The 23,274-nt window shown below is 39.5% G+C and carries 20 protein-coding genes, 1 rRNA gene and 1 riboswitch; of the genes, 20 read left to right on the top strand and 1 reads right to left on the bottom strand.

The window, feature by feature from the left end; all coding sequences use genetic code 11:
- The 14 genes from rrf to purD all read left to right on the top strand — a co-directional run.
- Positions 1-74 (top strand): 5S ribosomal RNA (gene rrf, locus AC1Q6O_RS20020); the annotation flags it as partial.
- A gap of 578 nt (positions 75-652) precedes the next feature.
- Positions 653-847, top strand: a complete 195-nt coding sequence (locus AC1Q6O_RS20015; protein WP_008173676.1) for an NETI motif-containing protein — start codon at positions 653-655, stop codon at positions 845-847.
- Positions 848-940: 93 nt separating this feature from the next.
- A riboswitch (purine riboswitch) is annotated at positions 941-1,039 on the top strand.
- A 205-nt stretch (positions 1,040-1,244) separates the two neighbouring features.
- Positions 1,245-1,733, top strand: coding sequence for a 5-(carboxyamino)imidazole ribonucleotide mutase (purE, locus tag AC1Q6O_RS20010; RefSeq protein ID WP_008173674.1), 489 nt, complete (start codon positions 1,245-1,247; stop codon positions 1,731-1,733).
- Complete coding sequence (gene purK / locus AC1Q6O_RS20005) at positions 1,730-2,854, top strand: 5-(carboxyamino)imidazole ribonucleotide synthase (protein WP_008173673.1); 1,125 nt, start codon at positions 1,730-1,732, stop codon at positions 2,852-2,854. Before purE ends, purK begins: the two co-directional genes overlap by 4 nt.
- Positions 2,855-2,867: 13 nt before the next feature.
- Entirely contained in the window at positions 2,868-4,163 is a 1,296-nt protein-coding gene (gene purB / locus AC1Q6O_RS20000) for an adenylosuccinate lyase (protein ID WP_008173672.1), read from the top strand.
- A gap of 130 nt (positions 4,164-4,293) precedes the next feature.
- A complete protein-coding gene (gene purC / locus AC1Q6O_RS19995; RefSeq protein WP_492402044.1) occupies positions 4,294-5,004 on the top strand; it encodes a phosphoribosylaminoimidazolesuccinocarboxamide synthase in 711 nt (236 codons plus the stop codon).
- 2 nt (positions 5,005-5,006) lie between these two features.
- Positions 5,007-5,255 carry a phosphoribosylformylglycinamidine synthase subunit PurS gene (gene purS / locus AC1Q6O_RS19990; RefSeq protein WP_008173668.1) on the top strand — a complete coding sequence of 83 codons (249 nt, stop codon included), beginning with the start codon at positions 5,007-5,009 and terminating at the stop codon, positions 5,253-5,255.
- 2 nt (positions 5,256-5,257) lie between these two features.
- The gene (gene purQ / locus AC1Q6O_RS19985) at positions 5,258-5,941 is read left to right on the top strand and encodes a phosphoribosylformylglycinamidine synthase subunit PurQ (protein WP_008173667.1); all 684 of its coding nucleotides are present in this window, start codon (positions 5,258-5,260) and stop codon (positions 5,939-5,941) included.
- Entirely contained in the window at positions 5,928-8,162 is a 2,235-nt protein-coding gene (gene purL / locus AC1Q6O_RS19980) for a phosphoribosylformylglycinamidine synthase subunit PurL (protein WP_008173666.1), read from the top strand. Before purQ ends, purL begins: the two co-directional genes overlap by 14 nt.
- Positions 8,138-9,562 carry an amidophosphoribosyltransferase gene (gene purF, locus AC1Q6O_RS19975; protein WP_008173665.1) on the top strand — a complete coding sequence of 475 codons (1,425 nt, stop codon included), beginning with the start codon at positions 8,138-8,140 and terminating at the stop codon, positions 9,560-9,562. Before purL ends, purF begins: the two co-directional genes overlap by 25 nt.
- A gap of 92 nt (positions 9,563-9,654) precedes the next feature.
- Positions 9,655-10,710 (top strand): phosphoribosylformylglycinamidine cyclo-ligase, encoded by a 1,056-nt coding sequence (purM, locus tag AC1Q6O_RS19970; protein WP_008173664.1) that lies wholly within the window; start codon positions 9,655-9,657, stop codon positions 10,708-10,710.
- Complete coding sequence (gene purN, locus AC1Q6O_RS19965; RefSeq protein WP_171365958.1) at positions 10,710-11,279, top strand: phosphoribosylglycinamide formyltransferase; 570 nt, start codon at positions 10,710-10,712, stop codon at positions 11,277-11,279. The genes purM and purN overlap by 1 nt, the downstream gene beginning before the upstream one ends.
- Before the next feature lie 114 nt (positions 11,280-11,393).
- Positions 11,394-12,920 carry a bifunctional phosphoribosylaminoimidazolecarboxamide formyltransferase/IMP cyclohydrolase gene (gene purH, locus AC1Q6O_RS19960; protein WP_492402042.1) on the top strand — a complete coding sequence of 509 codons (1,527 nt, stop codon included), beginning with the start codon at positions 11,394-11,396 and terminating at the stop codon, positions 12,918-12,920.
- Between the two features lie 73 nt (positions 12,921-12,993).
- Complete coding sequence (purD, locus tag AC1Q6O_RS19955; RefSeq protein ID WP_089986789.1) at positions 12,994-14,250, top strand: phosphoribosylamine--glycine ligase; 1,257 nt, start codon at positions 12,994-12,996, stop codon at positions 14,248-14,250.
- A gap of 113 nt (positions 14,251-14,363) precedes the next feature.
- Here purD and AC1Q6O_RS19950 read toward each other — a convergent pair whose 3' ends face one another.
- The gene (locus AC1Q6O_RS19950) at positions 14,364-14,789 is read right to left on the bottom strand and encodes a YgaP-like transmembrane domain (protein WP_089986790.1); all 426 of its coding nucleotides are present in this window, start codon (positions 14,787-14,789) and stop codon (positions 14,364-14,366) included.
- A 199-nt stretch (positions 14,790-14,988) separates the two neighbouring features.
- Here AC1Q6O_RS19950 and AC1Q6O_RS19945 point away from each other — a divergent pair, with 199 nt between their 5' ends.
- From AC1Q6O_RS19945 to ligA, 6 genes are all read left to right on the top strand, one after another.
- Positions 14,989-16,710 (top strand): adenine deaminase C-terminal domain-containing protein, encoded by a 1,722-nt coding sequence (locus AC1Q6O_RS19945; protein ID WP_008173659.1) that lies wholly within the window; start codon positions 14,989-14,991, stop codon positions 16,708-16,710.
- A 58-nt stretch (positions 16,711-16,768) separates the two neighbouring features.
- A complete protein-coding gene (locus AC1Q6O_RS19940; RefSeq protein WP_090002990.1) occupies positions 16,769-17,824 on the top strand; it encodes a DUF3048 domain-containing protein in 1,056 nt (351 codons plus the stop codon).
- A 15-nt stretch (positions 17,825-17,839) separates the two neighbouring features.
- On the top strand, positions 17,840-18,157 hold the full coding sequence (locus AC1Q6O_RS19935; protein ID WP_008173656.1) for a YerC/YecD family TrpR-related protein: 318 nt from the start codon (positions 17,840-17,842) through the stop codon (positions 18,155-18,157).
- 113 nt (positions 18,158-18,270) lie between these two features.
- Positions 18,271-18,960: a heptaprenylglyceryl phosphate synthase gene (gene pcrB / locus AC1Q6O_RS19930; RefSeq protein WP_008173655.1), complete on the top strand. Its 690-nt coding sequence runs from the start codon at positions 18,271-18,273 to the stop codon at positions 18,958-18,960.
- A 32-nt stretch (positions 18,961-18,992) separates the two neighbouring features.
- Positions 18,993-21,245 carry a DNA helicase PcrA gene (gene pcrA, locus AC1Q6O_RS19925; protein ID WP_171365961.1) on the top strand — a complete coding sequence of 751 codons (2,253 nt, stop codon included), beginning with the start codon at positions 18,993-18,995 and terminating at the stop codon, positions 21,243-21,245.
- A 14-nt stretch (positions 21,246-21,259) separates the two neighbouring features.
- Positions 21,260-23,263 (top strand): NAD-dependent DNA ligase LigA, encoded by a 2,004-nt coding sequence (gene ligA, locus AC1Q6O_RS19920; RefSeq protein ID WP_171365962.1) that lies wholly within the window; start codon positions 21,260-21,262, stop codon positions 23,261-23,263.
- The last annotated feature ends 11 nt before the right edge of the window (positions 23,264-23,274 follow it).

Genomic DNA, 23,274 nt, shown 5'->3' with positions numbered 1-23,274 from the left:
AACACGGAAGTTAAGCTCTTTAGCGCCGATGGTAGTTGGGGGCTTCCCCCTGTGAGAGTAGGACGTCGCTAGGCACTTATGAAGTCATGGATATCTTCCATGGCTTTTTTATTTTATCAACTAAAAAATCATGGTCTCATACACTACATATTAAATTTATACAGATGAAAAGATAACTAACATAGATAGCATTTCCTACTTATACTTGAACAGAATAACGGAGGAATGAAAATAAGGCATACTATTTTTTCGTCTCTTTCGATTTTTTGCCTACTCCTCACACTCTTAATGTTTGGTTATGATTCTACGAAAGGGTATGGGCGTTTTTTAAAATTCCTTAATGACATCAGTATGTTAATGCCATTTATATTAGGTGGAATAGGTATTGTGAGTGCCCTTTTAGGTATTAAAGGAGAGTTTCGTTTCATTCTTGTTGTCCTACATTCATTTTTATTGCTACTATTTCTAGGCATCTATATAAAAGCCTTGTATGGATTTAGCTGAACGGTAATCCAAACTGCGGATATCCATCCGCAGTTTTTTTATATTTAATAAACAATTAATTTGTTCTTACACACTCCTAAGGCATCTCAAGGTATAATGAAGGAACAAGTGCTAGGAAATAAATTAATGTATTGAAAGGGAGAAACAGTTGGGAAAGAAGCAAATTTGGTATGAAGTAAAAGAAAACGAGTCCATAGAAGAATGTTTAGAAAGAATGCGACACGATGGGTACATGGCTATTGGTCGAAAAGAAGAGCCCCTTTTTCACTTAGTCGATGGTGAACCCACGTTATTACGTCAAAAAATTCAATTTAAAGCTATACCTACTCAAGATACGGAATGATTTTGACTAAAATCCGAACGTTTTTTTTGAGCTTATAAAAAATGTTCGCATTTTTGCATTGACGATAATACGATCCCTTGTTAAAATGTGATAAGGAAAAACAAATAAATCCCACATATATGCTAGAGGATTGGCTCTAGTGTCTCTACCCGGCACCGTAAATGCTGGACTATGCGGGAAAGCACTTTTGGCTTTTATGAGAAGATCAATGTACGGTTTGTACATTGACAAATTCTTGCCCTAATAAGTCCTCAAGTAAGCTGCTTTCACGCGTAAAGGTAGAGAGTAGTTTATTTGAGGATTTTCTTTGTAAAAAGGTAAAAATTGCAGAGCTATTCATATAGAGGCTTGCACAATAATTGATCATTTTTCTATCGTTTAAAAGGAGCGACAATTTATGAATCCGAAAATCGGTGTCATTATGGGTAGTTCAAGTGACTGGGAAACAATGAAACATGCATGTGATATTTTAGACGAATTACAAGTACCGTACGAAAAGAAGGTTGTATCTGCACATCGAACACCAGATTTAATGTTTGAGTATGCCGAAACAGCACGCAAACGGGGAATACAAGTAATTATAGCTGGGGCAGGTGGAGCCGCACATTTACCTGGAATGGTAGCAGCTAAAACAACTTTACCTGTAATCGGTGTACCAGTTCAATCACGTGCGCTGAATGGGCTTGATTCACTGTTATCCATCGTTCAAATGCCTGGTGGTGTGCCTGTAGCAACTGTAGCTATTGGGAAAGCGGGAGCAACAAACGCTGGTTTACTAGCCGCTCAAATTTTGTCAACGACAGATGCAGAACTTGCTGAAGCATTAGATGCTCGACGTGAAGCTACAAAGCAGCAAGTATTAGAAAGCACAGGTGACTTAGTGTGACAAAAATTATTTATCCTGGACAAACGATAGGTATTATAGGTGGGGGACAGCTTGGTCGAATGATGGCTCTTGCTGCAAAGGAGTCTGGTTTTAAAATTGCGGTACTTGAACCAGCAATGGACTCACCTTGTGGGCAAGTGGCAGATGTTCGTATTGTAGCTCCATATGATGATGAAGCTGCTTTAGAAGAACTTGCAGAAGTCAGTGATGTTATCACATATGAATTTGAAAATATTGATTATGAAGGCTTAAAACGTTTATCACAAATGGCTTATGTTCCTCAGGGGGCCGAGTTAGTACGCATTACACAAAACCGTATAACCGAAAAAGAAGCCATTGTGAAAGCTGGTTGCCCAGTAGCACCATATATTGTTGCAAAAACTTATGAAGAATTAGTAGCCAATATTGATTCGATTGGTTATCCTTGTATAGTCAAAACAGCAAGCGGTGGTTATGATGGCAAGGGACAGCAGCTGTTAAAATCAACTGAAGATCTTCCATTAGCGAAAGAACTCTTCACGCATTCTTCATGTATTGCAGAAGGATTCGTGCCCTTCGTAAAAGAGGTATCGGTCATTGTTCAAAGAAATGGTAGTGGTGAATCGTATTGTCAGCCAGTTGGAGAGAACATTCATGTTCATCATATTCTGCATGAAACAATTGTGCCTGCTCGCATAACAGAAAGCACAGCTCAGGCTGCGGAACGAGAAGCTTTAAAAATTGCTGATTACTTACATTTAGTAGGAACGTTAGCGGTAGAAATGTTCGTGTTAGAAGATGGTGGCATTGTTATTAATGAATTAGCACCAAGACCTCATAATTCAGGTCACTATTCAATAGAGGCGTGTAATGTTTCACAATTCCATCAGCATATACGAGCTGTGTGTGGTTGGCCATTACGTAAGCCAGAACTTTGGGCACCATCCATTATGATCAATGTATTAGGGCAGCATGTCGTGCCATTGAGTAACTCCATTGCTAAATATCCTGAATGGTCTATCCATCTTTATGGGAAAGCTGAAGCTAAGGTCAACCGTAAGATGGGCCATGTAACGATTATGACAAAAAACTTAGAAGAAACATTACAACAAATCGAGAGTTCTGGCATTTGGTCAGAATAGAAGGAGATACGCAATGATTGAACGTTACACAAGACCCGAAATGGGCGCAATATGGACAGAACAAAATAAATATCAAGCTTGGCTAGAAGTAGAAATCCTAGCTTGTGAGGCGTGGGCAGAAATAGGTGATATTCCGAAAGAGGATGTTGCTAAAATTCGTGAAAATGCTTCATTTGATGTGAACCGTATTTTAGAAATTGAACAAGAAACTCGTCATGACGTAGTGGCCTTTACACGTGCCGTTTCGGAAACACTTGGTGAGGAACGTAAATGGGTACATTATGGACTAACTTCTACAGACGTAGTTGACACAGCACTTTCTTATTTAATCAAACAAGCAAATGATATTTTACGTAAAGATATCGTGAATTTCATTGATATTATTGCTGCTAAGGCAAAAGAACATAAACATACAGTGATGATGGGCCGCACACATGGCGTCCATGCAGAGCCAACAACTTTCGGTTTAAAGCTTGGTTTATGGTATGAGGAAATGAAGCGTAACCTGGAACGTTTTGAAGCAGCCGCTAAAGTTATTGAAACAGGGAAAATGTCTGGCGCTGTTGGAACATATGCCAATATCGATCCTCGCGTTGAGCAATATGTTTGTGATCAACTAGGTCTGGCTGCATCACCAATTTCAACACAAACTTTACAGCGTGATCGTCATGCGCAATATTTAGGTGCATTAGCTTTAATTGCTACTTCCATTGAAAAATTTGCAACAGAAATTCGCGGTTTACAGAAATCTGAAACGCGTGAAGTGGAAGAAGCTTTTGCAAAAGGTCAAAAAGGATCATCAGCAATGCCACATAAACGTAATCCAATCGGTTCTGAAAATATGGTTGGAATGTCGCGTTTAATGCGTGGATACATGGTGACAGCTTATGAAAATGTCGCTTTATGGCATGAACGTGATATTTCTCATTCTTCTGCAGAACGCGTTATTTTACCGGATGCAACAATTACTCTTAACTATATGTTAAGTCGCTTCGGTAATATAGTGAAAAACTTAACAGTATTCCCTGAAAACATGAAACGTAATATGACTCGCACATATGGCCTGATTTACTCTCAGCGCATTTTGCTAGCATTAATTGATAAAGGATTAGTACGTGAGGAAGCGTATGATACTGTACAGCCTTTAGCTATGCAAGCGTGGGACGAACAGGTACAGTTCCGCACATTAGTCGATGCAAGTGAAAAAATCACATCTTATTTAACAAAAGAAGAGCTGGATGAGTGCTTCGATTACAACTACCACTTACAGCATGTCGATATGATTTTTGAACGTCTAGGACTTAACTAATATTTATTTCGCCAATAAAAAAATAAATGTTAGTGCCACCAGTAAATGCTTCAGAATTGAACCGTGGAGAACACGGTTCGATTCTGATCATTCATAAAAGCGTATCTCATAATATCAGGGGGAAAAACGAATGACTAAAGGTCAACTTTTGTATGAGGGTAAAGCAAAAAAATTGTATACAACGGAGGAGCCAAATGTGCTGCTTGTTGAGTACAAGGATAGTGCGACTGCATTCAATGGTGAAAAGAAAGAGGAAATAGAAGGTAAAGGCATTTTAAATAATCGCATTACTTCATTAATTTTCGAAAAATTACAAGGAAACGGAATTGCGTCACATTTCGTAAAACAATTATCTGATACGCAACAACTTGTAAGAAAAGTAGACATTATCCCGATTGAAGTAGTCGTTCGTAATATAGTTGCAGGAAGTTTAGCAAAACGTATTGGACTTGAAGAGGGCACACCTATAAAACGACCAATCGTTGAGTTTTACTATAAAGACGATGAGTTAGGTGATCCATTCATCACAACAGAGCATATAGACATTCTGGAGCTTGCAACGTCTGCTGAAGTATCGGCTATTTACGAGAAGGCACTAGCTATTAACAAAGTTCTACAGCCAATCTTTGCTGATGTTAATGTGACACTAATTGATTTTAAATTAGAGTTTGGCCGTGATGCAGATGGCCATGTATTATTGGCAGATGAAATTTCACCAGATACATGTCGACTTTGGGATGCAACAACGAAGCAAAAGTTAGACAAAGATGTTTTTCGTAGAGACCTTGGTAATTTAACTGAAGTTTATACTATTATACTTTCTAGACTCGGAGGCAAATAACAATGAAAAAAGTAAAAATCTATGTAACATTACGTGAGAGCATTCTTGATCCACAAGGCTCTGCAGTACAGGGTTCTTTAGCTAAAATGGGCTACGGTGAAGTAGAGGATTTACGTATCGGTAAATATCTTGAACTATCAATTAAAGATTCAGAGCGTGACATTGATACTCTAGTAAAAGAAATGTGTGAAAAGGTTTTAACGAACGTTGTAATTGAGGACTACCGTTATGAAGTCGAGGAGGCTAACTAATCATGAAATTCGCAGTACTCGTATTCCCTGGGTCAAACTGTGATATCGATATGTATCATGCGATTAAAGACGAGCTAGGTGAAGAAGTAGAATATGTATGGCATACAGCAACAGATCTAAGTGGCTTTGATGGCGTATTAGTACCTGGAGGATTTTCATATGGAGATTATCTTCGTTGTGGTGCAATGGCTAATCAATCTAACATTATGGCAGAAGTTAAGAAAGCAGCAGACGCTGGTAAACCTGTACTAGGTGTATGTAATGGATTCCAAATTCTAACAGAAGCAGGGCTATTGCCAGGTGCTTTATTACGCAATAAAAACTTGAAATTTATGTGCCGTACAGTGAAGCTAAAAGTGGAGAACAACAATACATTATTCACAAACCAATACGAGCAAGATCAAATTATTCATATCCCAATCGCACATGGTGAAGGGAATTACTACTGTGATGAGGAGACTTTACAATCACTAAAAGATAATAATCAAATCGTATTCACATACTCAGGCGACAATCCAAATGGTTCTTTAGAAGATATCGCAGGGATTATAAACGAGCGCGGCAATGTATTAGGGATGATGCCTCACCCAGAACGAGCTGTTGATGCACTGGTGGGTGGCGCAGACGGTTTAGCAGTATTTAAATCAATTGTGAAGCAGTGGAGGGAAAATCATGTCAACAACTAAGTTTGAGCCAACAGCACAGCAAATTAAAGACGAAAAGCTATACGCTGGTATGGGGATGTCAGACGAAGAATTTGCATTGGTAGAAGGTATTTTAGAACGTCTACCTAATTGGACAGAGACAGGTCTTTTCTCAGTAATGTGGTCTGAGCACTGCTCATACAAAAATTCAAAGCCGGTATTACGTAAATTCCCTACAAAGGGGCCACAAGTTTTACAAGGACCTGGTGAAGGTGCAGGTATTGTTGATATCGGTGACGAGCAAGCCGTAGTGTTTAAAATGGAGTCTCATAACCATCCATCTGCAATTGAGCCATATCAAGGGGCTGCCACTGGTGTTGGCGGTATTATCCGTGATGTTTTCTCTATGGGGGCACGTCCTATCGCCATGCTGAACTCATTACGCTTTGGTGAATTAAAATCAGCGCGCGGTAAATATCTATTTGAAGAAGTCGTAGCTGGGATCGCTGGATATGGTAACTGTATCGGTATCCCTACAGTAGGTGGCGAAATTCAATTTGATCCTTGCTATGAAGGCAATCCACTTGTTAATGCCATGTGTGTAGGCTTAATTGATCATAAAGATATTCAACGAGGTATTGCAGCAGGTGTTGGAAATACAGTTATGTACGTGGGTGCGAAAACAGGACGAGACGGAATTCATGGTGCGACATTTGCTTCTGAAGAATTAACAGAGGAATCAGAAAATCAACGTCCAGCGGTACAAGTAGGGGACCCATTCATGGAGAAGCTTTTACTTGAAGCATGTTTAGAAGTTGTAAAATCTGATGCTCTAGTTGGGATTCAAGATATGGGCGCAGCTGGTCTTACTTCTTCTTCAGCAGAAATGGCTTCAAAGGCTGGTTCTGGTGTAGAAATGAATTTAGATTTAGTACCTCAACGTGAGACAGGTATGACAGCATACGAAATGATGCTATCTGAATCTCAAGAACGAATGCTATTAGTTGTGAAAAAGGGTCGCGAAGATGAAATTAAGGCGATTTTTGATAAATATGATTTAGATGCGGTAGCAATTGGCCGTGTAACAGATGATAAAATGCTTCGTCTTTTACACAATGGACAAGTAGTGGCAGAAGTACCTGCTGATGCGTTAGCCGAGGATGCACCAGTTTACCATAAACCATCTGCTGAACCTGCTTACTATGCTCAGTTCCAAGCAATTGAAAATACAGAGCCAGCTGTTATGGATTATAAAGAAACATTAAATGCTTTATTAAAAGCACCGACAATTGCTTCGAAAGAATGGGTTTACGATCAGTACGATTATCAGGTTCGTACGTCAACTGTTGTTAAACCAGGCTCAGATGCTGCCGTTATTCGTGTACGTGGTACAAATAAAGGGTTAGCCATGACAACAGACTGCAACTCTCGCTATATTTATTTAGATCCAGAGGTGGGCGGAGCTATTGCAGTGGCTGAAGCAGCTCGTAATATTGTTGCTTCTGGTGGTACACCACTTGCAATTACAGACTGCTTAAACTTTGGTAATCCAGAGAAGCCAGAAATCTTCTGGCAAATTGAAAAATCTGCTGATGGTATTTCGGCTGCATGTACAGCATTGAATGCACCAGTGATTGGCGGTAACGTATCGCTTTATAATGAGCGTTCAGGTGAAGCCGTTTATCCAACACCAACAATTGGTATGGTAGGTCTAATTGAAGACTTAGCACATGTTACAACACAGGAAGTAAAAGCTGCAGGAGACATCGTATTTGTCATTGGTGAAACAACGACTGAGTTCGGTGGTTCAGAGCTTCAAAAATTATTAAATAATGGCGTTATTTCTGGGAAAGCACCAGCTATCGATCTAGAGGTGGAAGCAGCCCGTCAGCAGGCTTTATTAAAAGCTATAAAAGCTGGTCTTGTACAGTCTGCACATGATGTTGCTGAAGGTGGTCTTGCAGTGGCTATTGCAGAAAAAACTTTCAGTGCAAATGGACTTGGTGTTGATGTTACATTAACGGGTTCTGCTACAACTGTGTTATTCAGTGAAAGTCAATCACGTTTTGTTGTTACAGTTAAAGAAGAACATGCAGCTGCATTTGTCGAAATCATCAAAGATGCTCATAAAATTGGTGTCGTAACAAACGATGCACTTGTTAAAATCAACGGGGACAAAGGTGTGCTTGTAGAAGGTACAGTGGAGGAATTCCGTTCTAATTGGAAAGGAGCAATCCCATGCTTGCTGAACTCAGAGGCTTAAACGAAGAATGTGGGGTGTTTGGCATTTGGGGTAACCCAAATCCAGCGCACCTTAGTTATTACGGGCTTCATGCTCTTCAACACCGTGGTCAAGAAGGCGCAGGTATCGTCGTTTCTGATGGTCAGCACCTTCGCGCGGTAAAAGGCGAAGGACTAGTTAATGATGTTTTCAACGAAGATAAATTAAAGGCAGTGAACGGCAAAGCAGCAATTGCCCATGTTCGTTATACAACTGCTGGTGGTGGTGGTATTGAAAATGTACAGCCATTATTATTCCATTCCTCAACTGGTAGCCTTTCCATTGCCCATAACGGTAACTTAGTCAATGCGACACATCTGAAACAGTATTTAGAGCGACAAGGTAGTATTTTTCATTCTAGCTCTGATACAGAAGTGCTGGCGCATCTTATTAAGAAAAGTTCGCATTCACCATTTCGGGCTAAGGTGAAAAATGCCCTTTCATTATTAAAGGGTGCGTATTCTTGCTTAATTATGACAAAGGATGAAATGCTTGTTGCACGTGATCCACATGGTTTACGCCCGCTCTCTCTTGGAAAGTTAGGAGAAGGCTGGGTAGTAGCTTCTGAAACTTGTGCATTTGATTTAATAGGAGCAGAATTCGTTCGTTCTGTAGAACCAGGTGAATTATTGATTATTAACGATGAGGGCGTTAAGTCAGACCGCTTTGCTGATATGGAAAAGCGTTCTATGTGTGCGATGGAATATGTATATCTGGCACGTCCTGATTCGGATATTGATGGTATTAATGTCCATATGGCACGTAAACGTATGGGGAAACAGCTTGCTCGTGAATGTGCACATATTGAGGCTGATGTTGTAACTGGGGTACCAGATTCTAGTATTTCAGCTGCCATCGGTTTTGCAGAAGAAAGTGGTATACCTTATGAACTTGGTCTGATTAAAAATCGTTATGTAGGACGTACTTTTATTCAACCGACACAGGAATTACGCGAACGTGGTGTGAAAATGAAGCTTTCACCAGTTGTTCAAGTTGTCAAAGGTAAACGCGTAGTTATGGTGGACGATTCTATTGTACGCGGAACAACTTCACGTCGAATTGTCAAAATGTTAAAAGATGCTGGTGCAGCAGAGGTTCACGTGGTTATTTCGTCCCCACCTATGACAAATCCTTGTTATTATGGCATTGATACGTCAACACATGAGGAACTTATTGCATCTAGTCATAAAGTAGATGAAATTCGTGAAGTAATTGGTGCAGATTCTCTGACTTTCCTTTCTGTTGAAGGCATGGTTGAGACCATTGCACGTCCATATGAAGATGAAAACCGTGGACTATGCCTTGCATGCTTTACAGGTAAATATCCAACTGAGATATTCCCGGATACCATCTTACCACATGAAAAGGAACTATTACGTTAAGAAATACATCGCAATGAATGAGTCACTTCTAGGAGATTATAAAAAGTTCTAGGATACTCGTAGGCGATTTAGATGATAAGGAGGAACTCTGCGTGTCAAAGGCATATGAACAAGCAGGTGTAAATATTGAAGCGGGCTATGAAGCTGTAAAACGAATGAAATCTCATGTAGAACGTACGAACCGACTAGGTGTCATGGGAACGTTTGGTGGCTTTGGTGGTATGTTTGACTTGTCAGAACTAAATCTAAAAGAACCTGTTCTTATTTCAGGAACTGATGGTGTAGGGACAAAGCTAAAGCTAGCATTCATGGTAGACAAGCACGATACTATTGGTGTGGATTGTGTAGCAATGTGCGTGAATGATATCGTTGCACAAGGAGCGGAGCCGCTATACTTTTTAGATTACGTAGCACTTGGGAAAGCAGAGCCTGCAAAAATTGAGCAAATTGTTAAAGGGGTTGCGGATGGCTGTGTGCAATCTGGTGCAGCTCTAATTGGTGGCGAAACAGCAGAAATGCCAGGTCTATATGAAGAAGATGAATATGATTTAGCTGGCTTTGCGGTGGGGGCTTGTGAAAAGTCTGCCATTGTGACAGGAGAAAAAATTGTCGAGGGCGATGTACTTATTGGTATTGCTTCGAGTGGTGTGCATTCAAACGGTTATTCTTTAGTACGTAAAATTGTTTTTGCAGATCATCAATATGCGGTGGATGCCATTGTAGAAGACTATGAAGATTTAGGTCCAATCGGCGAGGCACTATTAGTCCCAACAAAGCTTTATGCTAAGCCTGTATTAGCGGCTTTAAAAGCAGCAGATGTACACGGCTGTGCCCACGTTACTGGTGGAGGTTTCTATGAGAATTTACCACGTATGATGCCTGAAGGATTAGCTACAGAAATTGACTTAGGTTCATGGCCTGTATTACGTATCTTTGAATTCCTAAAGGATAAAGGTCAGTTAGATGATAAGGATTTATATAATGTGTTTAATATGGGGATCGGTTTTGTCATAGCTGTTCCAGCAGTAGAAGCTGATAAAGTTATGGCAGCAGTAGAAGCAAATGGTGAAAAGGCTTATACAATCGGTCGTGTCATTCAAGGCGACGGAGTAGTGTTTAATGGAACACATGATGGGAGTTTAGTGTAATGACTGCACCAACAAAAATTGCCGTGTTCGCATCAGGAAGCGGTAGTAATTTTCAAGCCATTCAAGAGGCTATTAAACGTGGGGAACTGCATGCAAAGGTTGAGCTAGTAGTGACAGATAAGCCCGGTGCATATGTAGTGACACGTGCTGAACACTTTGAAATTCCAGTGTTAGCCTTGAACCCGAAAGATTTTACCTCGAAAGCCGCTTACGAGACAGCAATTGTCGATGCTCTACATGAGTGCGATGTGAAATGGATTGTGCTTGCAGGATATATGCGTTTAATCAGTGATGTATTATTAGCGGCTTTTCCACAAAGAATTGTTAATATTCATCCTTCCTTATTACCAGCCTTTCCTGGGAAGGATGCTATCGGACAAGCGTTGAATCATGGGGTGAAAATAACGGGCGTAACGGTGCATTTTGTTGATGAAGGAATGGATACTGGCCCAATTATCGCACAGGCTGCTGTACCTGTTATTGAAGGAAATCGAGAGGCAACAGAAGCTGCTATCCATAAGCAAGAGCATTTATTATATACAAAGGCTTTACAGCAATTATTACAATAACTGAAGGAGGAGTTAGGTCGAGAACCTTACTCAACACTCAACACCTAACTCTATGAATCTTTGACAGCAAGTTAGTTCGTGCAAGAGCACGATAAAAATTAGGAGGATATTGTTGTGACAAAACGTGCATTAATCAGTGTTTCCAATAAAGATGGTATTTTAGAATTTGCAAAGGAATTAGTAGCATTAGGTTATGAAATTTTATCAACTGGCGGTACTAAAAAAATGCTACAGGACAATGCAGTAGCTGTAACAGCAGTAGATGAAGTAACGAAGTTTCCTGAAATTTTAGACGGCCGTGTTAAAACATTAAATCCTATGATTCACGGTGGTTTATTAGGGAAATTTGATGATGACTCTCATCAGGCACAAATGAATGAGCATGGAATTGAGCCAATAGAAATTGTTTGTGTCAATCTTTATCCTTTCGTTGAAACAATTTCAAAGCCTAATGTAACATGGGATGATGCAATTGAAAACATTGATATCGGTGGCCCTACAATGTTACGATCCGCTGCAAAAAACCATCAATATGTAACAGTCATCGTAGACAGCAATGACTATGCAACAGTATTAGAGGAACTAAAAGCTGGTGGTGCAACAACAATTGAGACACGTCGTAAATTGGCTGCAAAGGTTTTCCGTCACACAGCCGCCTATGATTCGTATATCTCGAACTATTTGACAGAAGAAGAGTTCCCAGAGAGCTTAACAATGACGTATGAATTAAAGCAGAACTTACGCTATGGTGAAAATCCGCACCAAAAAGCGGCATTTTACCAAAAACGTCTTGGCTCTGATTTCTCATTAGCTTATGCAACACAATTACATGGTAAAGAGTTATCCTATAACAATATTCAAGATGGGAATGCAGCTTTGCAAATTGTGAAAGAGTTTGAAATACCAGCTGCAGTTGCTGTAAAGCATATGAATCCTTGTGGAGTTGGAACAGGTGTCACACTAGAGGAAGCATTTGATAAAGCGTATGAAGCAGATCCAACATCTATTTTTGGTGGAATTATCGCTCTGAATATGGAAGTGGATGCAGCAACTGCTGAGAAGCTAAGTCATATTTTCCTAGAAATTATTATTGCTCCGGCTTTCTCACAAGAGGCACTCGATATTTTAACGAAAAAGAAAAATATTCGCTTATTAACAATTCCGTTCGAGCAAGCGAAGCAAGATCAATTTAATGTAGTATCTGTAGAGGGCGGTCTTCTTGTACAGGAACCGGATCGCTACGGTTTTGCCAATGCAGATATAAAGGTAGTAACAGATCGTGAACCAACAAAACAGGAATGGGAAGCATTGCAACTTGGTTGGTCTGTTGTTAAGCATGTTAAATCAAACGCGATTGTTGTAACGGATTCTCAAATGACACTTGGTGTAGGCGCTGGTCAAATGAACCGCGTTGGTGCTGCGAAAATTGCCTTTGAGCAAGCTGGTGAAAAAGCAAAAGGTGCTGCATTGGCATCAGATGCATTTTTCCCAATGAGTGATACTGTTGAGGCTGCAGCCACAGCTGGTATTACAGCTATTATTCAGCCAGGTGGATCTATTAAAGATCAAGATTCAATCGATAAAGCAAATGAATACGGCATTACTATGGTATTTACAGGCGTACGCCATTTTAAACATTAATTAATAATGACATAAAACAGACCGAGATGTGGGTTCATCTCGGTCTTACTCACAAAGAGGAGGATTCTCTAAAATGAATGTATTAGTAATCGGAAGTGGCGGTCGTGAGCATGCAATCGCTAAACAATTTAGCATTTCTCCATCCGTTAACCAAGTATTTGTAGCACCTGGAAATGACGGAATGCGAGGCGAGGTAGAGGTTGTTAATATTGACACTATGGATTTTGCAGGACTTGCCCAATTTGCCAAGGAAAATGATATTGCTTTAACATTTGTCGGCCCAGAACAACCACTTGCTGAAGGCATTGTCGATTTCTTCACAGCTCGTGGATTACGTATCTTTGGTCCGACAAAGACAGCAGCTCAAATAGAAAGTAGTAAGTCGTATGCAAAAGAAGTGATGAATAAATACAATATACCAACAGCAGCCCATCAAACATTTACTGTAGCAGAACAAGCTATTACTTATATTAAAGAACAAGGCGCACCCATTGTTATTAAAGCGGATGGCTTAGCAGCTGGTAAGGGTGTTGTTGTGGCGATGACAGAGAAAGAAGCTATTGAAGCTGTACAAGATATGATTGGCAATCAACGCTTTGGTGAATCATCTTCTCGCGTTGTCATCGAGGAATTTTTAGACGGGGAAGAATTCTCCTTTATGTCCTTTGTGCATAAAGGACAAATTTATCCTATGGTGATTGCACAGGACCATAAACGTGCGTATGACGGTGATAAAGGACCTAATACAGGTGGGATGGGTGCTTACTCACCAGTACCACAAATCTCACAAGAAGTTATAGATATCGCTTACCAAACGATTGTTGAGCCAACTGTTAAAGGGATGGAGGCGGATGGCGCTTCCTTTACAGGTATTTTATATGCAGGCTTAATTTTAACGAAGAAGGGCCCTCAGGTTATTGAGTTTAATGCACGTTTTGGTGATCCAGAAACACAAGTAGTTTTACCTCGAATGGTTTCCGACTTTGGTGCATTTATGATGGCATTAATGAACGAGCAGCCATTTGAATTACAATGGTCGGAAGATGCTATGCTAGGTGTTGTTATTGCAGCTGAAGGATATCCAGGCGATGTTGAAAAAGGCAAAGCATTACCGAATTTAGAGGAACTATCTAAATCATATGCTGTATTCCATGCAGGTACAAAATTAGTAGATGGTCAATTTGTTGGGAATGGTGGTCGTGTCCTGTTAGTTGGGGCTAAAGCGCCTACTTTACAGGAAGCACAGCAAAAAGTATATGCTGGCATTGCTAAAGAAACATGGGATCACTTTTTCTTCCGCAAAGATATTGGCTGGCGTACATTCAAATAATCATTATTTTCACTAAAATTTAAAATATTTTTACTCCTCTTATGAAACCTCTTAAAGTTTCAAACGTAAGAGGTAAGAGCCGTCTCCAAATTAGATTGGGACGGCTCCTTTGACTAAGAAGGGTTTTGAGCATTATTCGATGTAGAATTGCTCCTTGTTGAGGGATTTTGGGTTGAAGCGCTGCTATCAGATTGCTTTGAAGCAGTAGCTTGTGAACCTGAAGAATTGCCAGCTATTGCAGAAGAGAAATCCTTCATGAGCTTATCGATTTGCTCAGAGGACATAGAATTTTGCCCACTGAACATACTTTGCATAGAGGTATTCATGGCATTTTGCATATTAGTGCTCATGAGAGCCTTGGTTGGACAATATTTAAAGAGTCCCTCTGCCATTTTCATGGCTCCTAATGCAATCATCAATCGACCTTTTGTACAATTAGGATTTCTTGAAACTTTAGCGATACCAAATGCTGTCAAACTTGTACCCATGGCAAAACGACAAAATGCATTTTTTTCGCTTAAATTTGCTTGCTGCATCATAATAGTTCCTCCTTTAGTCATTGTGGAAAAAATAGACGAGGTGCACTTTGCTTTATGAAAGTGCTGTGTTACGATTGAAACAAGATGATTGCATAAAGCATAAATTTTATGAAAGTATGCGATATGCAATAGTAGTATGTGAATCCAAATTGGTTTTACACAATGAAAAATTACGTAATTTTAGGAAGGAGCGAATAGCATGGATCCAGTATGGAAAATAACAAAAATACGTCAGCAATTAGCAGTAATTGATGGAAAAAAGGCACCTGATATTGTGTTGAAAAATACAAGGTATTTGCATAGTATGCTGAAACAGTGGGTAGTAGGAAACATTTGGATTTTAGGGGACCGCATTGTCTATGCTGGTGACAGAATGCCTCCTTTAATAGAAGGAACAGAAGTTGTGGATTGTACAGGGAAAACAATTGTACCAGGCTATATTGAGCCACATGTACATCCTTTCCAGCTGTATCATCCACAATCCTTTGCAGATTTTTGTGGTCAGCTAGGGACAACGACTTTTATTTCCGATAATTTAAGTTTTGTTTTAAATTTAGAAAATAAGAAAGCGTTTTCAATTTTAGATCATTTAAAAAAATTACCGTTTTCTTTTTATTGGTGGACTCGCTTTGATTCGCAAACCGAATTGGAGCAGGAGGAAGAGGTATTCTCTAACACATCTATATTAGAATGGTTAGAGCGAAGTGATGTTTTGCTTGGCGGAGAGTTGACAGGCTGGCCTAAGCTGTTACATGGGGACGATCAAATGCTGTATCGCATGCAAATGGCAAAGGGACTAGGTAAAAAAATCGAAGGTCATTTCCCTGGAGCCTCCGAGAGAACTTTAGCACGTATGAAACTTCTTGGTGCAGATGGCGATCATGAAGCGATGACAGTGGAAGAGGTGGAACGCCGTATCATGCAAGGCTATGCGGTTACATTACGTCATTCATCCATTCGACCAGATTTACCGCATCTATTAAAAGGAATCGTAGAAAAAGAGCTTCCGATTTTTGATCATTTAATGATGACAACAGATGGTTCACCACCTTCGTTCCATGAAGATGGAGTGATGGATAAGTGTATTCAAGTAGCCTTAGATGCAGGAGTTTCTCCAATTGATGCCTACCAAATGGCTTCGTATAATGTAGCACGCTATTATAATATGTCCAATTTACATGGTTTTATCGCGACAGGTCGCTTTGCCTCCCTTAATATTTTACAAGATGAATATCATCCTGTACCAGAAAGTGTCCTATCAAAAGGTGTTTGGCTAAAACGTGATGGAGAACGTGTTCATAGACTGGCAGCTATCGATTATTCTGCTATCCCTGCGTTTAATTTAGATTTTTCCTTAGATTCACAAGATTTCCAGTTTTCAATGCCTTTTGGAATTGAGCTTGTGAATGATGTCATTACAAAACCGTATAATTCATTAATTACTAGAGAAGGGCAACTGGCTAATCACGATGAGTGCTATTTAATGTTAATAAACCGACAAGGTCACTGGCATGTAAATACAATGATTAAAGGGTTTGCAACTGGTGTTCAAGGCTTTGCATCGTCCTACTCAAACACAGGCGATATTTTATTAATCGGAAAAAATAAAGAAGATATGATCAAAGCCTTCGAAGAAATGAAGGCCATGAATGGTGGTATCGTCCTTGTAGAAAAAGGGGAAGTCATTGCAGAAATACCATTATCCATTGGTGGGCTTTTATATGATGGGGATGTATTGACGCTAACAGAGAAAGAAAAAGCTTTAAAGCAAGCTTTAGCAGATCGTGGGTATCAATTAGGGGATGCTATTTACACATTATTATTTTTACAGTCTACTCATTTACCATATATTCGTATCACACCAAAAGGGATTTTCGATGTAATGAAGAATAAGTTATTATTACCTGCTGTTATGCGCTAATGTATGAAAGTGTAAACAGTTGCTTTCATATGTAAATGTTCAAAGGAGAGTAATGCTTGTGTTCAAATCAAGGAAGTTATTAATGGCTATGGCATTTAGCGCTTTAGTGATCGGAGGATGCTCGAAGGATACACCAAAGGTCAAAGAAGAAGATGAGACTGTAGCACAGGAAGAAACCGTAGTTGATGACCAAGTGCAGCAACCTGCATTCGTAGCCCCACTTACAGGAGAGGCAGTGCAAGAAGAAATAACTCAGCGGCCTATTATCGTGACGATTAATAATCATCCAGCCGCACGCCCACAATCAGGGTTAGCTGCAGCTGATATCATTTATGAGATGCTGGCAGAAGGTAATGTCACTCGCTTTTTAGCAGTTTATCAAAGTGAGCTGCCTGAAAATATAGGACCTGTTCGTAGTGCACGCTCCTATTTTATCGATATGGCAAAAGGTTTCGATGCCTTTTATGTAGCTCATGGCTATAGTCCAGAGGCGAAAACGATGCTCGATAATCGTGTAGTCGATAATATCAATGGAATGGCTTATGATGGTATACTTTTTAAACGTTCAAGCGAACGAGTTGCACCGCACAATTCATATATTACATCGGAAAAGATAATAAAAGGTGCTGAAATGGTAGGCGCTTCAATGAATTACAGTGAAAAAGTACTTCAGGCTTTTTATGAACCCGATGAACGTGGTAAAATAGGCATTGAAACAAGTCAAGTTGACATTTACTATGGAAATAATGAAGATTTCCACAATTCGTATGTGTATGATCATCAAAGTAATCACTATGAACGACAATCGGCTGGCGTGGACACAAAAGATATGTTAACCGGCGAAGCATTATCATTGGCAAATGTTCTATTTTTTGAAATGGATCACCAAATAGTGGATGATATTGGTCGCCAAACAATTGATTTAACTTCTGGTGGAAATGCGTATGTATTTCAAAATGGCTATTTGAGGGAAGTCAAATGGGCTAATGTGAATGGAATACCAACGGCTGTTGAGCAATCAGGGGAACCTGTAAAGCTAGTACCAGGAAAGTCTTGGGTCCATTTTGTACCATCTTCACCAGGGTTACAAGCAATGGTGAAAACGCAGCCTTAAAGGGAGGAAAATTGCATGCAAATCGAAAAAATTCGAGGGCATCAAACAGATCAATTATTTAAAGCAGTGTTAGAGCTGAAAGACATCGAAGAATGCTATAAGTTTTTTGATGATTTATGTACGATTAGTGAAATTCAATCGTTGGCACAACGCTTTGAGGTTGCACATTTATTGCGTTTAAAGAAAACCTATGAATCCATTAAAAAGGAAACGGGTGCAAGTACTGCAACGATTTCACGTGTTCGTCGTTGCTTTGATTATGGAAACGATACATATGATGAAATGCTAGGTCGTTTGTATCCTGATGAGAAACCGTTTCAAGCACCAAAATAATAGTTGAAAATGAGACTGGGTAGAAGTTCTACTCAGTCTTTTTCATTTTTTTGTCGTCCATCATAAGCTATACTTGTAAACGAATAGATAGAAAACGATAGGTGGTAAAATAAATGGATTATTTAGAATGGAGACATGTGTTCAAGTTAGATCCTGCAAAGGACATTTCAGATGAAGACTTAGAAAAAATTTGTGAATCTGGAACTGACGTTATTTTAGTCGGTGGCACAGATAATGTTACATTGGATGGGGTATTAGATTTACTAGTTCGTGTTAGAAGATTCGAAGTCCCGATAGCTTTAGAAATTTCCACGATTGATGCGATTACACCGGGCTATGACTATTACTTCATTCCGACGGTCTTAAATAGTGATGATCCAAAATGGATTAAAAATTTGCATCATGCAGCAATTAAAGAATTTGGAGATATCATGGTGTGGGATGAATTAGTTGCAGAAGGTTATTGTATTTTAAATCCAGATTGTAAAGTGGCACAAGTAACAGGTGCTACAACAGATTTATCAATTGACGATATCGTAGCCTATGCACGTATGGCAGAAAATTTCTTTAAACTTCCCGTATTTTATTTAGAGTACAGTGGAATTTACGGGAATCCAGAGGTAGTAAGTGCTGTGAAAAATGAATTAAAGCATACTAAGCTATTTTATGGTGGGGGAATTACATCAGCCAAGCAGGCAGAGGAAATGGCCCAGTTCGCAGATACGGTTGTAGTTGGAAATATTATTTATGATGATTTAAAAGTGGCACTTGCGACTGTTAAGGCTGTTAAAAATACGTTATAATTTTAGAACAAATGTTTGTAAGGCGGTGCGAAATGGAACAGTTAACAAAAAATTTACTAGCAGGGATGAATCCTGAACAAGAAAGAGCGGTCAAAACCACTGAGGGACCACTACTGATCATGGCTGGTGCTGGATCAGGAAAAACCCGAGTATTAACACATCGTATTGCTTACTTAATCATAGAAAAGGAAGTATATCCATCCAAAGTTTTAGCCATTACATTTACTAATAAAGCTGCTCGTGAAATGCGAGAGCGTATTGACGGTATTCTAGGCAATGGAACTGGTGATAGTATGTGGGTATCAACTTTCCACTCCATGTGTGTAAGAATTTTACGTCGCAATATCGATCAACTAGGCATATCTCGTAATTTTTCCATTCTAGATTCTACGGATCAACTTTCGGTGATTAAAAATGTAATGAAGGATGAGAATATCGATCCGAAGCGGTTTGAGCCACGAGCGATTTTAAATGCTATTAGTGCAGCCAAAAACGAGTGCATTACAGCAGATGATTACGCGAGTCAAATGAATGATAAAAACCCTTATGAACAAACCGTTGCACGTGTTTATAAAGGCTATGAAAAAAGATTACGTCGCAACCAATCCCTCGATTTTGATGATTTAATTATGACAACCATTACGTTGTTCAAGCGCGTACCAGAAGTGCTGGAATACTATCAAAATAAATTTCAATATATTCATGTAGATGAATATCAGGATACTAACAAATCCCAATACTTACTTGTGCAATTATTAGCTGAAAAATTTAAAAATATTTGTGTTGTAGGGGATTCTGATCAATCAATATATCGCTGGCGTGGAGCAGATATTGGTAATATCCTCTCCTTTGAAAAGGATTATCCGAATGCTAAGGTGATTATGCTTGAACAAAATTATCGTTCAACTAAACGCATCCTACAAGCAGCAAATGACGTCATTCAAAATAATACAACACGTTATCCAAAAGAACTGCGCACAGAAAATGCAGAGGGTGAAAAAATTGCGCTATACAAAGCTTATAATGAGCAGGAAGAAGCACAATTTGTTGTACAAACCATCCAACAGTTGATGGAAAAGGAAAATCGTACATTTGATGATTTTGCCATATTATATCGTACGAATGCTCAGTCTCGTGTGATGGAGGAAGTACTAGTTAAATCCAATATGGTTTATCAAATTGTTGGCGGAACAAAGTTCTATGATCGAAAAGAAATTAAAGACTTACTTGCTTATTTGCGCCTAATTGCTAATAATGACGATGATTTATCACTTGCACGTATTATTAATGAACCAAAGCGTAGTATTGGTGCCACATCTTTTGAGAAAATGGCCCGCTATGCTATCGAGCAGGATCGCTCCATTTTTGATGCTATGAATGATCTCATTTTCATGGGTCTGTCTGGGAAAGCGGCAAACTCAGCAGAACAATTTTATGCAATGATTAAAGGTTTTACAGAAATGCAAGAATATTTATCGGTCACTGAACTAGTTGAGCAAGTCATTGATAAATCTGGCTACCGCACAATGCTACAAAATGAAAAGACGATAGAAGCTGAAAGTCGTTTAGAGAATATTGAAGAATTTTTATCTGTCACAAAATCATTTGAAGAGCGCAGTGATGATAAAAGTCTTATAGCATTTTTAACGGATTTGGCATTAATAGCTGATATCGATGCTCTTGATAAAGAGGATGCATCCAAGGGAAATATTATTTTAATGACGATGCATGCTGCTAAGGGCTTGGAATTTCCTATTGTTTTTATTATCGGTATGGAGGAAAACATCTTCCCGCATTCACGCTCTCTTGATGATCAAGATGAAATGGAAGAAGAACGTCGCCTTATGTATGTTGGTGTGACGCGTGCAGAGGAACGACTATATTTAACATGTGCACAAAGCCGAACGATTTTTGGTCGTTCAAGCTTTAATAATGCTTCAAGATTTTTAGGTGAGATTTCTGAAGATATTACCGAGTCTATTTCTAAAGCTGGTGCTAAAACGAATGTACCGTTTGCTACTAGCAATCGTTCAACAGGTGGTTATCAAAAACGTACACTTGGGTCCGTTCAACAAACTCAGCCTGCCACAGCTCGCTTACAATCAACAGGCGGAGATCAGTATGGCTGGAAGGCTGGAGATAAAGCCGTCCATAAAAAGTGGGGCACAGGTATGGTTGTAAGTGTAAAAGGCGAAGGTGATAGTACTGAGCTTGATATTGCTTTTCCACAACCAATTGGTATTAAGCGATTACTGGCACAATTTGCACCGATTGAAAAAGCGTAAGCGGAGGAACGTAAATGAACGAAATAGAACAGCGAATAGCGGAGTTAAATAAATTATTACATGAATATGGTTATGCCTATTATGTACTAGATAAACCGGTCGTTGCTGACAGTGTTTATGATCAATTATTGCATGAATTGATTGCCTTAGAAGAGGCCAATCCATCACTTGTTTTTCCCGATTCACCTACTCAGCGTGTTGGAGGAACAGTTGTAGAAGGCTTTAAAAAGGTGACACATGATTACCCGATGCTAAGTCTATCAAACGCTTTTAACGAAGCAGATTTACAAGAATTTGATCGTAAGGTTCGACAGGCTATTGGGGATCATTTCTCTTATGTATGTGAGCTGAAAATAGATGGTCTTGCCATTTCGTTAAAATATGAAAATGGCGTGTTTGTCCAAGGAGCAACAAGAGGAGATGGTGTTGTAGGGGAAGAAATTACAGCCAATTTAAAGACCATTCATGCCATACCTCTCCGTTTAAAAGAACCGATTACAATAGAAGTACGCGGTGAAGCGTACATGCCAAAAAAATCATTTGAAAAATTAAATGCCCAACGTGCTGACAATGGTGAAGAACTATTTGCTAATCCACGTAATGCTGCTGCAGGCTCTTTACGGCAGTTAGACCCTAAAATTGCAGCAAGTCGCCAACTATCGACTTTCATCTATGCCATTGGTGGTGATGGTGAGGTTTATGGTATCGACGGACATGCAGAAATGCTTGATTATTTAGAGGATCTAGGTTTCCCTTCCAATAAAGAGCGTCAGCGTTGCTCTACAATCGAAGAAGTAATGGCCTTTATTGAGCATTGGACAGAACACCGACCACATTTAGCCTATGAAATTGATGGGATCGTTATAAAAGTCGACCGCTATGCTCAACAGGATGAGCTAGGCTATACGGCAAAAAGTCCACGCTGGGCTATTGCTTATAAATTCCCAGCAGAGGAAGTTGTCACGACACTACTAGATATTGATTTAACAGTAGGGCGTACAGGGGTTGTCACACCAACAGCTATTTTAACGCCAGTTCAAGTTGCAGGGACAACAGTGCAACGAGCTTCATTACACAATGAAGACCTTATTCGAGAGAAAGATATACGCCTCGGGGATACGGTCATTATTCGAAAAGCTGGTGATATTATTCCACAAGTGGTCGGTGTGCTAATCGAGCAGCGTCCTGAAAACTCTGTACCGTTTGAGATGCCCCAAAATTGTCCGGTATGTGATAGTGAATTGATTCGTATTGAGGGTGAAGTTGCTTTACGCTGTGTAAATCCTGCATGCTTTGCTCAAATTGCAGAAAGCATTAAATATTTTGTATCTCGTAATGCTATGAATATTGATGGTCTTGGAGATAAAGTAGTTGAGCAGTTATTACGTGCAGACTTAATACATGATGTTTCTGATTTATATCATTTAACAATAGAGCAATTGGTTGAACTAGAACGGATGGGTGAAAAATCTGCCACCAATTTAGTCAATGCGATTCAAGCTTCGAAGGAAAATTCCATGGAGCGTTTATTGATTGGTCTAGGAATTCGTCATGTTGGTGAAAAGGCTGCAAAAATCGTATCAGAGCAATTTGGTTCCATGGAAGCGGTCATGGCAGCAACAGAGGAACAACTTGTGGCTATTTATGAGATTGGTGATAAAATGGCATCTTCATTAGTTGAATATTTTTCAAATGATGACGCACGTGCAGTCATTGAACGTCTTGCTGAGGTAGGCGTGAATATGACCTTTAAAGGAAAAAAAGTAGAAGTAGTGGTAGGCGATAATCCTTTTGCAGGAAAAACAATTGTTTTAACTGGTAAACTTGAGCAATTGACACGTAACGAAGCAAAGGCGAAAATAGAAGAGTTAGGTGGGACTGTCACAGGCAGTGTCAGCAAAAAAACGGACCTTGTTATCGCAGGCGAGGATGCAGGCTCTAAGCTAGCAAAGGCTGAGCAATTAGGTATTGAAGTTTGGAATGAAGAAAACTTAATTGAACAACTTAACCTTATCTAATAAAAACACTG

The organism is Lysinibacillus sp. GW823-FHT06C08, from assembly GCF_058795135.1.
Note: the sequence above shows the minus strand (reverse complement) of the source record. Positions and strands in the feature narration are given on the sequence as shown.